Below are 12,469 nucleotides of genomic sequence, written 5' to 3' on the forward strand. Positions count from 1 at the left end.
TCATGATCAGACAGGGAACCGCCGGGAACAACCATGTCGCATGACCGGATCACTGCCAATCTGCCGTCGCGCGACATGCGGGCGACGGCAGAATTCTATGCCCGGCTCGGCTTTGCCACGCGCTATTTCAGCGAGGGCTGGATGATCCTCGGGCGCGGCGCGCTGGAGCTGGAGTTTTTCGCCTGGCCCGATTTTGATCCGGCACAGAGCAGTTTCTCGGCCTGTATCCGGGTGGATGACCCGGATATTCTACTTGGGGAATGGCAAAAGCTAGGCCTCCCCGCCGAGGGGATCCCGCGCCTCACCGGTTTCTTCCGCCCGGATGATGCGCCGAGAATGTTCGCGCTGATTGATCCGGAGGGATCTTTGCTGCGGGTGATTGACAATCGTGACTGAGATGGGCGGGCGTCAGCGGGGGTTGGTTTTCGCGGGAATTTACGCTTAAATCAGCCGGGTTGACGATTTTTGCCCATAGCGCCTGGAATAGTCCCGACATGTCCGACAGCTTGCCCCCCTATTACTTTCGTATCCGGGAAAACGGGGCCACGGTCTGCCGGGTGGATACGGAAAACCGCCAGCGCCGCATCGAGCTGGACGAGATCGCCAGCGTCAATGTGAAGAACGGCACCATCCGGCCGCATGGCGATCGCGAACTGTCAGAGGCGGATCTTGAGGCGATCCGCACTTGGCTTGAAAAGCGCCGCGCGCTGCTCGACGGTCGCGAGACGGATGACATCCTGCGCACGGTGGATCATCTGAACATGACCTCGCAATGGGTGCAGTCAAAGGCCAGTGATGCGCAGCTTGACGAGGTCACCGATGCCCTGCTGCTTGCCATGCATGACCTGCGCAGCGTCCTGGTGCGCAGAAAGGCCGCGCGGCTGACCTCCTGAGGTGCAACGATAGCGAGCAGCGCCGGAATTCAAAGAATTCCGGTCAAATTTCTTTTAAGAAATTTTCTGAGATTTTTTCTGAAAAATCTCAGCCCGCCCGGAGCGACCGCTGGCCGACGGTCAGATCTGCTTCTCGGGCATATGCACGATCAACCCATCCATTGCCGGCGTGACCTTCAGCTGACAGGTCAGGCGCGAGCGCAGCGGATCCGGGTTCCAGGCGAAATCCAGCATATCCTCTTCCATCGCATCCTTGGCCGGGATCTTATCCACCCAGGCAGGATCGACATAGACATGGCAGGTCGAGCAGGCGCAGGCGCCACCGCAATCGGCCTCGATGCCGGGAATGCCGTTGTCGCGGGCCCCTTCCATGACCGTCAGGCCAGAGGCGACCTCGACCTCATGCTGTTTGCCGCCAAATTCTATATAGGTGATCTTCGCCATTGCCGTCCCCGGTTTCCGTCTGTTTTCTGGGGCCCGTAAGCCGGGCCCGGCGCTGAATTCCCTGTCTTGCCCATGACATATGTCATCCCGTGCCGCTGTGCCAGAGCAGTCACCACACAGGCGAATTGCGACAAATGGGGGGCTCCCTGCTTTTGCCCCCCGCAGGATCGCCACATGCAGAATGACCATGTCTTTTCCTTGTCCGGCGCCTGCCGCTTGTTGCCACCCTCTCCCGATGCGGATAGCCTTACAGCCTGAGCGGGTGCCCGCAGCAGCGCCGGACAGGAAAAGACCCCCAGGAACCGATCGGGCCTGCCGGTGACCGGAAAACAAGAGCAGAAGCCGATGACCCCCTCTGACCTGCCCTGCCTCGCTGCGCCGCATCAGGGGTTCGCCCGTGACAGGACAAACGCATATCGCAAGCGGCGTCTCGCCTGCTTTATCCCTTTCGTGCTGATCCTCGCCGCCTGCACCGGCGCGGGCATTCCTAAAGGCCCGGCCCGCGCTGATTTCTCGGCCGAGCTGGTGGATCTGAAGGGAAAACCCGGTCCGCCCAAGGGGCCGAAGGGCGCCTGCTGGCAATCCGACATCCGCCCGGCCGTCATCGAGACGGTCACGGAACAGGTGCTGATCTCACCCGAGACCCGGAACGAGGCCGGTACGCTCCTTACCCCGGCGCGCTTTGCGTCTGAAGCCCGGCAGCGCATTGTCACGGATCGCAGCACTGTCTGGTTCCGCGTGCCCTGCCCCGAGGTTATGACGCCCGAATTCATCGCCACCCTGCAACGGGCGCTGAAGGCGCGCGGCCTATATCTTCTGCCGCTGACCGGAGTGACAGACGCGCCGACCCGCAAGGCGCTGCGAAGCTGGCAGCAAAGCCGGGGGCTCGATTCGGATCACCTTTCGCTCGCGGCCGCGCGCGAGCTGGGACTTGTGGTCGGGGATTTCTGACCGCTTTGCGCAGCTCCCCCCGAAATCCTACGCCCCGTACGAACAAAAAAGGCGGCGAGGTTTCCCCCGCCGCCCCGATGTCAGGCCTGGTTCTGGGACCGGCTCACTTCACCAGCAGGGCCACAAAGCGCTGATCGCCACCGCGGCTGAAGCGCAGCAGCACCGATTTGCGGCCCGCCTTTTTCGCCTCCTCGATCCGGTCCTTCATATCCTGCACCCGCGCGATCTTCTGCTGGCCAACCTCGGTGATCACATCGCCCTCGCGCAATCCCTTGGTCCAGGCTTCCGAGGTCTGGTCGATGCCGGCAACCACCAGCCCTTCGGCCGAGCCCGGCAGGCCAAGCTGATCGCGCAGACCATCTGTCACCAGTTCCAGCTGCATCCCGAGGATCTCAAGCTGCCCCTGCGGCACCTCCTGCGGGTCTGCCGAGGCCGGATAGGTCTTCGGCTCCGCCTCTTCACGCCGCCCCAGCGTCACGTTCAGCGTCTCGGAACCGCCGTCGCGAATGACCACGACCGGAACCGCCTCGCCCACCGGCGCATCGGCGACGCGGCGCGTCAGATCGCCGGCGTTTTTCACATCCTGACCATTGAAAAGCCGGATCACATCGCCTGCGATCATGCCCGCCTCTCTGGCCGGGCCCTCCGGAACATCCGTCACCAGCGCGCCGGTTGCACTGGCCAGCCCCATCGCCTCGGCAATATCCGGGGTGACGTCCTGAATACGCACCCCGAGCCAGCCGCGCCGCGTCTCGCCATATTGTTTCAGCTGATCGACAACCTTGGTCACCACATTCGAGGCCATCGAGAACCCGATCCCGATCGAGCCACCGGTCGGCGACAGGATCGCGGTATTCACCCCGATCACCTGGCCGTCGAGATTGAACAAAGGCCCGCCCGAATTGCCGCGGTTGATCGCAGCATCGGTTTGCAGATAGTCGTCATAAGTACCCGAAAGCTCACGGTTTCTGGCGGAAACAATCCCGGCCGAGACCGAGAAGCCCTGGCCAAGCGGGTTGCCCATCGCGACCACCCAGTCGCCCACCCGCGCCAGATCGGAATTGCCGAAGGACACAAAGGCCAGCGGCTTATCAGCCTCGACCTTCAACAGCGCGATATCTGTCTGCGGGTCGGTGCCGATCAGTTTCGCCGGCAGTTTCTCGCCGCCGAAAAATTCGATGGTGATCTCGTCCGCGCCTTTGATGACGTGGTCATTGGTGACGATATAGCCATCTTCCGAGACCACGAAACCCGATCCGAGCGCTTCTGAGCGTTGCGGGCCGGAATTGCCCCTGCCCCCGAAATCCTTGAAGAAATCCTCAAGCGGGCTGCCTTCGGGCACAACCGGGCCACCATCCGAAGGGCGCGAGACCACGGAAGAGGTCGTGATATTGACCACTGCAGGGCTGATCTTTTCGGCAAGATCGGCGAAAGTATCAGGGGCGCCGAAGGCCAGCACCGGGGCCGGCGCGGTAAAGGCAAGCCCCGCGCTGAGCGCGAGCGCCAGCATCGTGCTGTTGCGCAATCCGGTCAGGACGGAGGACCGGATGGACGAGCGGGCGGGCCGCAGGGAAACGGTGTGGGGGCGGGACAAATCTGGTCTCCTTTGGACGTGCAGCCGGATCGTCGCGGGTTGGAGTCGCCTGAGGCCGGTCCGGATAAGTGCATAAGAAACTCTGAGCCAAAGCGGCGCGCAATGCAAACCCTGTCGCGCCCTGTCAAAGCCGCGTGAACAGGCCGGATCGGCGCGTAACCGAACCCTGACGCAAGCGTTCGTTCCTTCAGGGGCAACCCCGCCTGCGGGCGGGAAAATCGCCCTGCCCGCGTCTCGCTCAGATTATCACGAAAGACCGCAGAGCTCTTGATCCACAAGCCGGGACTGTACCTGCCCGCGATCCCCGTCTGCGAAAATCAAAAGGGCCGGCAAAAGCCAGCCCTTCTGTAGTTGACGCGCATTTGCGCGGGGTCTGCCTTACTCCACCGGAGCCGGGACCGGTTGCGGTGCCGGAGCGGCCTCTGGCGCAACCGGCGGCGCGGGCAGGTTTTCCGGCGTCTCGACCGGCGTATAGGCCGTGCTTCCCGGCGAGCGCAGATAGGCGAAGAAATCGCTGTCCGGCTCCATCACGATCGAGGAATTCTGCCCCTTCAGCGCCTGCTCATAAGCCGTGAGCGAGCGGATGAAGGCAAAGAATTCCGGGTCCGCGCCATACGCATCGGCAAGGATCGCGTTGCGCTCTGCATCGGCCTCACCGCGGATCACCTCGGCGCTGCGACGGGCGAAGGAGGTTTCCTCGACCACGGTCCGGTCAGCCGCAGCGCGAACACGCTGCGCGGCTTCGCCGCCCCGTGCGATCTCATCAGCAGCCTCACGGTCACGTTCCGACCGCATCCGGTCGAAGGTGGCCTTGAGGTTGGCATCCGGCAGGTCGGTGCGGGTCAGCCGCACGTCGATCACCTGAACGCCCATCGACTGCGCTTCGCGCCGCGCGATGGTCAGGATCTCGTTCATCAGCGCGTTACGGTCCTGGCTGAGCACGCGGTCCTGGGTGGTATTACCCAGCACCTCGGGAATCGCCTGTTGCAGGATGTTGTTCAGCAGCGCCTGGGCGCGGTCTTCAGCACCGGCCCCGACCGCCTGGCGGAATGCCTGGAGATCGCTGATCCGCCAGCGCGCGAAAGCATCCACCACCAGCCGGCGATCCGACAGCAGCGTGACCTCGATCGGAGCGGTTTTCAGGCCCAGAATACGGTCCTCGTAATAGACCACTTCCTGGATGAAGGGCATCTTGAAGCCAAGACCCGCATCTTCCTTGATCTGCTTGACCTGACCGAATTGCAGCACCAGCGCCTTTTTGCGTTCATCAACGATGAAAACCGAAGACAGCGCGGTTGCGACAAGGGCGACGATCACGGGAACAATGATGACAGAGCGCATCAGTTGGCCCCCCCTGCTGCCGCAGGTGCGGCGGCTGTTGCGGAAGACCCGCGTCCAAGTTCATTAAGCGGCAGGAAAGGCAACACGCCCTGACCATTCGCCCCACCGGCAACCCCGTCAAGGATCACCTTGTTCATGCCCGCGTAAACACGCTCCATCGTCTCGAGATAAAGACGGCGGCGGGTGATTTCCGGCGCTTTGACATATTCGGTATAGACCGAGACGAAGCGCGCGGCCTCACCTTCGGCCGAGTTCACCGCATTGGCGCGGTAGGCTTCGGCCTCTTCGGTCAGGCGCGCGGCCTCACCCCTTGCGCCGGCGGTCACGCGGTTGGCGTAGCCGTCAGCCTCGTTCTCCAGCCGCGAGCGTTCTGCCTGGGCCGATTGCACCGCGCGGAACGCATCCGCCACATCCGCCGGCGGCTGCGCACGACGAAGGTTGACACGGATGACCTGGATCCCGGCGTTATAGGTGTCGAGCGTGGATTGCACCGCCACCCGCAGATCGGAGGCAATCGCACCCCGGTCGCGGTTGAGGATCGGCGACAGTTCCGAACGCGCAATGATGTCGCGCATCGCGGATTCCGACACAGCGCGGATGGTTTCCTCGGGATCAGCCAGGCTGAAGAGATAGGCCTGCGGATCGGTGATGTTCCACACGACCTGGAAGCCGATATCGACGACATTCTGGTCGCGGGTCAGCATCAGCTCGCCGGCATTGCCGTCGGCAGCACCGATATCGGTGGTGCGCTCGCCCGTCACCTGGACCTTTTCATAGGTCACAACCGGCCAGGCCGCAAAGTTCAGACCAGGATTGCCGATGCCCGACGCCTCACCGAGGAACAGCTCGACCGAGCGTTCTTCCGGGCGCACCGTATAGAAGGACATGAAGGCCCAGGCCGCCACCGCCGCGAGGGCGCCAAAGACAAGCCCCTGTTTGGTAAAGATCGGGCCAAGGCCCGGTCCCTGCGGACCACGGGGCCCGCCGCCGCCATTGCCACGCTGGCCGCCGCGCCCGCCCATCAGGACACGCAGCTGCTCCTGCCCCTTGCGCAGAAGATCATCGACTTCCGGCACCCCGCCTTCCGGACGCCGGCCACCATTGGGGCCGCCGTTCTGGCCCCCATTCGGACCCCCGTTCGGGCCGCGGCGCCCGTCGTCGTCAGAACCACGATTCCCGCCGCGACCATCATCGCCGCCGCCTCCGCCCCAGGGACCTCCTGCCATCGATACGTCCTTTTCCTTCACAATATCATGATCTCAATTGTGCATCCCGCCCCGGAATTCAAGCCACAGCAGGGTCGCTGCGGTCCGATCTCGCGGGAAAGTCAGGATTTTCGCAATTGTTACCGGCGTACAGGGTTGCGCATCGTCACCAGTTCCTCGGCCATGGTGGGATGCACCGCACAGGTGCGGTCGAAATCTTCCTTGGTCGCGCCCATCTTTACCGCGATGGCAGCAAGCTGGATCATCTCGCCCGCCTCGGGCGCGACGATATGGCAGCCCAGCACGCGGCGCGTGTCGGCGCAGACGATCAGCTTCATCAGAACCCGCGCATCCGAGCCGGCAAAGGCGGTGCGCATCGGGCGGAAGCTGGTCGCATAGACCTCGATCGGGCCCAGATCGCGCGCCGCCTCTTCGGTCAGCCCGACCGAGCCGAGCTCCGGCTGGGTAAAGACCGCCATCGGGATCAGGTCGTGATCGACCGGCGTGGGCCGGCCATGGAACACGGTATCAACAAAGGCCATGCCTTCGCGGATCGCGACCGGGGTCAGGTTCACGCGGTCGGTGACATCACCAATGGCATAGACCGAAGGCACGGCGGTCTGGCTGTATTCATTCACCTCGATCTGGCCGCGCCGCCCGATACTGATCCCCAGTTCTTCCAGCCCGAGGCCATCACTGTTCGGCCGCCGTCCGGTTGCGAAGAGCACATGGTCAACCTCGCACAATTCGCCCGTGGTCGAACGGACAGCACAGGGCCCGCCCGTTGCACCCCCCCGGCGCGTATCGAGTTGCAGTTCCGAAACCGGTGCGTCGAACCCATCTTCGAACACGCCCTTCGGCCCCATCGCCGCGATATTGGTGCCGACGCGCAGGTTGATGCCCGAGGCGCGCATCGCCTCGGCCACAAGGCCCCGCGCCTCTTCGTCAAAGCCGCGCAGGATCTGGGCGCCGCGGTAGAATTGTGTGACCCGGACGCCGAGGCCCTGAAGGATACAGGCCATCTCGCAGGCGATGAAACCGCCACCGACGATCAGCAGCCGCTCGGGCAGCTTTTCAAAATTGAACACATCATCCGAGACGATCCCCATTCCCGCTCCGGGCAGATCGGGGCGCTCGGGGCGCCCGCCGGTGGCGATCAGGATATGTTTCGCCGAAATCCGGCGCCCGTCGGCCAGCTCGACCTCATGCGGGTCAACCAGCTTCGCGCGGCTGTCATGGATGGTGACGCCAGACCCATCCAGGAGCCGGCGATAGACGCCTTCCAGCCGGTCAAGCTCGGTATGAAGGCGGGTGCGGAAGGCCTGCCAGTCGAAATGGCCCTCCGGAATATCCCAGCCATAGGCGCGGGCCTGCGAGGGCAATTCGCGGAAAGACGAGGCGAAAACCATCAGCTTTTTCGGCACACAGCCCCGGATGACGCAGGTGCCCCCCATCCGGCTTTCCTCGGCCAGCTGAACGCTTGCGCCGGTGGCCGCAGCCATCCTTGCGGCGCGCACGCCGCCCGAGCCGCCGCCGATAACAAAGAGATCGCAGTCAAAAGCCATCAGTCGAGATCCGCAAAAATATTATCGGTGGGTGCAAACACGATCTGATCATCAGTGACCGAGCCCGTATTGATGTCGCGCACCGAGACTTTGCCATCCGGCGCCCCGATCACCACGATATCGCAGATATCGATGAAAAGACCGTTTTCCACCACGCCGGGGATCTGGTTGAGCACCAGCGCCAGCTGGCGAGGATTGCCGATCCGGCCCAGATGCAGGTCGAGAATATGGTTGGCCTCATCGGTGACAAGAGCCCGCTCGCCGGTCATCCGCAGGCTCACATCGCGCGTCATCACATCCATCGCGACAAGGGTTTCCTCGATCAGCGCCCTGGTGGTCTGCCAGCCAAAGGGAATCACCTCGACCGGCAGCGGGAAAGCGCCAAGCCGCGCGACCTCTTTCGCGGCATCGGCGATGACGATCATCTGATCCGAGGCCGTGGCGACGATCTTCTCCTGCAAAAGCGCGGCGCCGCCACCCTTGATCAGGTTGAGATCCGGGTCGAATTCGTCGGCGCCGTCAATCGTCAGATCGAGCCAGCGCACCTCATCAAGGCTGCGAACACTCAGCCCGAGGCTGGTGGCAAGCTCAGCCGTGCGGCTGGAGGTCGCAACCGAGGTGACCCGCAGCCCCTCTTCGCGCACGCGCTCTGCCAGACAGCGCACCATCCAGGCCGCGGTCGATCCGGTACCGAGCCCGAGTTTCATCCCGTCCTCGACGAATTCCACCGCCCGTTTGGCGGCAACGAATTTGGCTTTGTCGATGGGGTTCAGATCGGCAGGCATGGGGGGGTCTCCGGGCTGTGACAGCGGCGCGCGGCCTGGGCCCGGGCTTACCTCAATCGCAGCCGGAGGGCAAAAGGCTTTTGGCCGCAGAGAGAGGGGGCCCTGCCCCCTCGGCTCCTGTGGAGCCTCACCCCCGGGATATTTAAGGACAGATGAAAGAAGCTGCCCCTTTCATCTGTCTCTTAAATATCCCCGCCGGAGGCTTCCGGAGCCGGCAAGTGGCGCGGCGGTCAGCAATTGGGCACGTTGACCGCCAGCCCCCCCAGCGAGGTTTCCTTGTATTTCTCATGCATGTCATGTCCGGTCTGACGCATGGTCTCGATACAGGCGTCGAGGCTGACGAGGTGCTGACCGTCCCCGCGCAGGGAGAGGGAAGCGGCTGAGACCGCCTTGATCGCGCCGAGGCCGTTGCGCTCGATACAGGGGACCTGGACGAGGCCTTTGACCGGGTCGCAGGTCATGCCGAGATGGTGTTCGAGCGCGATTTCGGCTGCGTTTTCCACCTGTTCCGGAGTGCCACCCATCACCGCGCAAAGCCCGGCTGCGGCCATGGCGGCGGCAGAGCCCACCTCGGCCTGGCAGCCGCATTCTGCGCCCGAGATCGACGCATTATGTTTGCACAGCCCCCCGATGGCGGCTGCGGTCAGCAGGAAATCGCCCACTTTCGACGCGGAGGCCCCCGGTACATGGTCAAGCCAGTAACGGATCACTGCCGGCACCACGCCGGCGGCGCCATTCGTGGGCGCGGTCACCACCTGCCCTCCTGCGGCGTTTTCCTCATTCACCGCCATCGCGTAAAGCGACATCCAGTCATTGATCGTATGCGGCGCCACCAGGTTCAGCCCGCGCTCGGTCTGGAGCGCATCATAAATGCCTTTTGCCCGCCTGCGCACCTTCAGCCCGCCGGGCAGGATGCCATCGACCTCGATGCCGCGGTCGATGCAGTTGTTCATCACCTCCCAGATCCGCGCCATGCCGCGATCCAGATCCGGGGCCGAACGATATTTCAGCTCGTTCTGCCGTTTCATCGCCGCGACCGTAAGGCCGGATTTCTTCGACATCTCAAGCATTTCAGCCGCAGATTCAAAGGGCCAGGGCACATCTGCCTTGGCCCGGGCACCACCCCCGGCCTGATCTGCAAGCTCTTCGGCGGTCAGGACGAAACCGCCACCGATCGAGTAATAGATCTCTTCGAATATCACATCACCCTCGGCATCGGTCGCTTTCAGCACCATGCCATTGGCGTGACCCGGCAAAGACGGGCCGAAATCAAAGCTGAGATCGGTGGCCGGATCAAAGGCCAGCGGCGGCAGACCCGGCGGCGTCACCGTTTTCGTCGCGCGGATCGCGGCCAGTGCCGCCTCGGCCTTGTCGTTATCATAGCTTTCCGGCACGAATCCTGCGAGGCCCAGCACGGTCGCGCGATCGGTCGCATGGCCTACCCCGGTAAAGGCCAGCGAGCCATGCAGCACCGCCCGCACCCCTTTCACCTGGAAAGGCGAATTGCGCAGCCGGTCCAGAAAGCGGGCACCCGCCACCATCGGGCCCATCGTATGGCTCGACGAGGGGCCGATCCCCACTTTGAACATATCAAAGACCGAAAGGAACATTCGCGCGAATCCTGGCTTGTTTTCTCGCGCCAGAATGACCGGGCGCGGCTTTACAGGTAAGCGCTAAAACGACAGAAGCAATCCTGCGAGCGGCTTTCATTGAGCTGCATGGGTTTGTGCGGGCGCAGGCAGGTTTGGCGTGTCACCGGTTTTTCCTGTTTCCCCCGGACGACACAGCCGCTATAGCTCAGCCGCATTTTTTCTTTCGCAAAGGCAGGCTGCTCAATGGCCAATGTGGTTGTCGTAGGCGCCCAATGGGGTGACGAGGGTAAAGGCAAGATCGTCGACTGGCTCTCGGAGCGGGCCGATATCGTTGCCCGGTTCCAGGGCGGCCATAATGCCGGCCATACGCTGGTGATCGACGGCAATGTCTATAAGCTTTCGCTGTTACCCTCGGGCATTGTGCGGGGCGGCAAGCTGTCGGTGATCGGCAATGGTGTGGTGCTTGACCCCTGGGCGCTGCTGGCCGAGATCGAAAACCTCTCAGCGCAGGGGGTTGAGATCAACCCTGACAACCTGATCATCGCGGAAAACACGCCGCTGATCCTGTCGATCCATGGCGAGCTGGACCGCGCCCGCGAGGCGCAGAATTCGGTCGGCAAGATCGGCACCACCGGGCGCGGCATCGGGCCGGCCTATGAGGATAAGGTCGGCCGCCGCTCGATCCGCGTGGCGGATCTGGCCGATGAGGCAACGCTGGATACCCGTATCGACCGGCTGCTGACCCATCACAACGCCCTGCGCAACGGCCTCGGGCTGGAGCCGGTTGATGTGAGCGCCCTCAAAGCCGCGCTGCAAGAGGTTGCGGGCAAGATCCTGCCCTATGCGAAACCGGTCTGGAAGCATCTGACCGAGGCGCGCCGCGCCGGCAAGCGTATCCTGTTTGAAGGCGCCCAGGGCTCGCTGCTGGATGTCGATTTCGGAACCTATCCCTATGTGACCTCGTCGAACACCCTTGCGGGCATGGCCGCGACCGGTGTGGGCCTCGGGCCGACCTCGATTGATTTCGTGCTGGGGATCGTCAAGGCCTATACCACCCGCGTCGGCGAAGGCCCCTTCCCGACCGAACTGTTCGATGAAGACGGCGAGCGTCTGGGCCAGCGCGGCCATGAATTCGGCACCGTCACCGGCAGGAAGCGCCGCTGTGGCTGGTTCGATGCGACCCTGGTGCGCCAGACCTGCGCGACCTCGGGCGTATCGGGCATCGCGCTCACCAAGCTCGATGTGCTTGACGGGTTCAAAACGCTGAAAATCTGCGTCGGCTATGATCTTGATGGCGAACGTTACGACTATCTGCCGACGGCTGCGAACCTTCAGGCCAGGGTGAAGCCGATCTATGAAGAGATGGAAGGCTGGAGCGAATCGACGCAAGGTGCCAGGTCCTGGAATGACCTTCCCGGGGCTGCGGTGAAATATGTCCGCCGCATTGAAGAGTTGATCCAATGCCCGGTCGCCCTGCTGTCGACCAGCCCGGAACGCGACGACACCATCCTCGTCACCGACCCTTTCGCGGACTGAGCTGATGGCGCTCAGCTACCGCAAACGCAAAAATCTGGCGCTCCTGATCCTCGTGATCGGGGTGCCGGTCTATTGCTTTGTCACGCTGGTGCTGATCGGGCTGGCGAATGATGCCTGGTGGTCAGAGCCTGGCGAGCGGATGCCCCTGTTCCTGGAAGCGATGATCTTCATCGGCCTCGGCCTTGCCTGGGCGCTGCCTTTGCGCAGGATTTTCCTCGGGATCGGCCAGCCCGACCCCGGGGCGCCAAAGGGGCCCTGACATGCTGAAAGTCATCGCGCAGGATTTCATCCGCCCGGAGGCGCTTGCCGAAGTGCGTCCGCTTTATGAGGAACTGGTGCGGCTGAGCCAGGCCGAAGCCCTGTGCATCAGCTATGATCTGTTCACCAATCAGAAAGATCCCGGTCATTTCATCTTTGTCGAGACCTGGCCGGATCGTGCCGCCCTGGATCTGCATTGCGACACCGAGCATTTCCGCCGCCTGGTGCCGCAAATTGACGCGCTGCGCCGGCAGGAGGGAACCTTCCTTCTGATGGATGCGTTCTGATCCGATCCACAGCTCATG

At 63.2% G+C, this 12,469-nt stretch carries 13 protein-coding genes; 6 read left to right on the forward strand and 7 right to left on the reverse strand.

What is annotated here, in order from left to right; all coding sequences use genetic code 11:
* Nucleotides 1-75 precede the first annotated feature (75 nt).
* Together M3484_RS09825 and M3484_RS09830 are read left to right on the forward strand one after the other, a co-directional pair.
* The gene (locus tag M3484_RS09825; protein WP_502942450.1) at nt 76-396 is read left to right on the forward strand and encodes a DUF8817 family protein; all 321 of its coding nucleotides are present in this window, start codon (nt 76-78) and stop codon (nt 394-396) included.
* A 98-nt stretch (nt 397-494) separates the two neighbouring features.
* On the forward strand, nt 495-893 hold the full coding sequence (locus M3484_RS09830) for a hypothetical protein (protein WP_092896407.1): 399 nt from the start codon (nt 495-497) through the stop codon (nt 891-893).
* 120 nt (nt 894-1,013) lie between these two features.
* Here the strand turns inward: M3484_RS09830 and M3484_RS09835 are convergent, their stop codons facing one another.
* Nucleotides 1,014-1,337, reverse strand: coding sequence for a 2Fe-2S iron-sulfur cluster-binding protein (locus tag M3484_RS09835; RefSeq protein WP_092896405.1), 324 nt, complete (start codon nt 1,335-1,337; stop codon nt 1,014-1,016).
* Between the two features lie 345 nt (nt 1,338-1,682).
* Between M3484_RS09835 and M3484_RS09840 the strand changes: the two genes are divergently transcribed.
* Nucleotides 1,683-2,288 carry a peptidoglycan-binding domain-containing protein gene (locus M3484_RS09840; protein WP_249496729.1) on the forward strand — a complete coding sequence of 202 codons (606 nt, stop codon included), beginning with the start codon at nt 1,683-1,685 and terminating at the stop codon, nt 2,286-2,288.
* 103 nt (nt 2,289-2,391) lie between these two features.
* Here M3484_RS09840 and M3484_RS09845 read toward each other — a convergent pair whose 3' ends face one another.
* The 6 genes from M3484_RS09845 to M3484_RS09870 form a co-directional block, all read right to left on the reverse strand.
* Nucleotides 2,392-3,882 carry a Do family serine endopeptidase gene (locus tag M3484_RS09845; protein ID WP_249496730.1) on the reverse strand — a complete coding sequence of 497 codons (1,491 nt, stop codon included), beginning with the start codon at nt 3,880-3,882 and terminating at the stop codon, nt 2,392-2,394.
* Nucleotides 3,883-4,260: 378 nt separating this feature from the next.
* Nucleotides 4,261-5,223 carry a protease modulator HflC gene (gene hflC, locus M3484_RS09850; RefSeq protein ID WP_249496731.1) on the reverse strand — a complete coding sequence of 321 codons (963 nt, stop codon included), beginning with the start codon at nt 5,221-5,223 and terminating at the stop codon, nt 4,261-4,263.
* A complete protein-coding gene (gene hflK / locus M3484_RS09855) occupies nt 5,223-6,449 on the reverse strand; it encodes an FtsH protease activity modulator HflK (RefSeq protein ID WP_283258384.1) in 1,227 nt (408 codons plus the stop codon). The genes hflC and hflK overlap by 1 nt, the downstream gene beginning before the upstream one ends.
* 119 nt (nt 6,450-6,568) lie before the next feature.
* Nucleotides 6,569-7,993, reverse strand: a complete 1,425-nt coding sequence (locus M3484_RS09860) for an FAD-dependent oxidoreductase (protein ID WP_249496733.1) — start codon at nt 7,991-7,993, stop codon at nt 6,569-6,571.
* Nucleotides 7,993-8,778 carry a ribose-5-phosphate isomerase RpiA gene (rpiA, locus tag M3484_RS09865; protein WP_092896395.1) on the reverse strand — a complete coding sequence of 262 codons (786 nt, stop codon included), beginning with the start codon at nt 8,776-8,778 and terminating at the stop codon, nt 7,993-7,995. The genes M3484_RS09860 and rpiA overlap by 1 nt, the downstream gene beginning before the upstream one ends.
* Nucleotides 8,779-9,008: 230 nt before the next feature.
* On the reverse strand, nt 9,009-10,388 hold the full coding sequence (locus tag M3484_RS09870) for an L-serine ammonia-lyase (RefSeq protein WP_249496734.1): 1,380 nt from the start codon (nt 10,386-10,388) through the stop codon (nt 9,009-9,011).
* A gap of 225 nt (nt 10,389-10,613) precedes the next feature.
* Between M3484_RS09870 and M3484_RS09875 the strand changes: the two genes are divergently transcribed.
* Genes M3484_RS09875 through M3484_RS09885 form a run of 3 tightly spaced genes read left to right on the forward strand, consistent with a single transcriptional unit; the run spans nt 10,614 to nt 12,451 of the window.
* Nucleotides 10,614-11,906, forward strand: coding sequence for an adenylosuccinate synthase (locus tag M3484_RS09875; protein WP_249496735.1), 1,293 nt, complete (start codon nt 10,614-10,616; stop codon nt 11,904-11,906).
* Between the two features lie 4 nt (nt 11,907-11,910).
* On the forward strand, nt 11,911-12,165 hold the full coding sequence (locus M3484_RS09880; RefSeq protein ID WP_092896389.1) for a DUF2842 domain-containing protein: 255 nt from the start codon (nt 11,911-11,913) through the stop codon (nt 12,163-12,165).
* Nucleotide 12,166: 1 nt separating this feature from the next.
* Nucleotides 12,167-12,451 (forward strand): putative quinol monooxygenase, encoded by a 285-nt coding sequence (locus tag M3484_RS09885; protein WP_249496736.1) that lies wholly within the window; start codon nt 12,167-12,169, stop codon nt 12,449-12,451.
* Nucleotides 12,452-12,469: the final 18 nt, after the last annotated feature.

Source organism: Pseudomonas sp. GX19020, assembly GCF_023371075.1.
Taxonomy (GTDB): domain Bacteria; phylum Pseudomonadota; class Alphaproteobacteria; order Rhodobacterales; family Rhodobacteraceae; genus Pseudogemmobacter.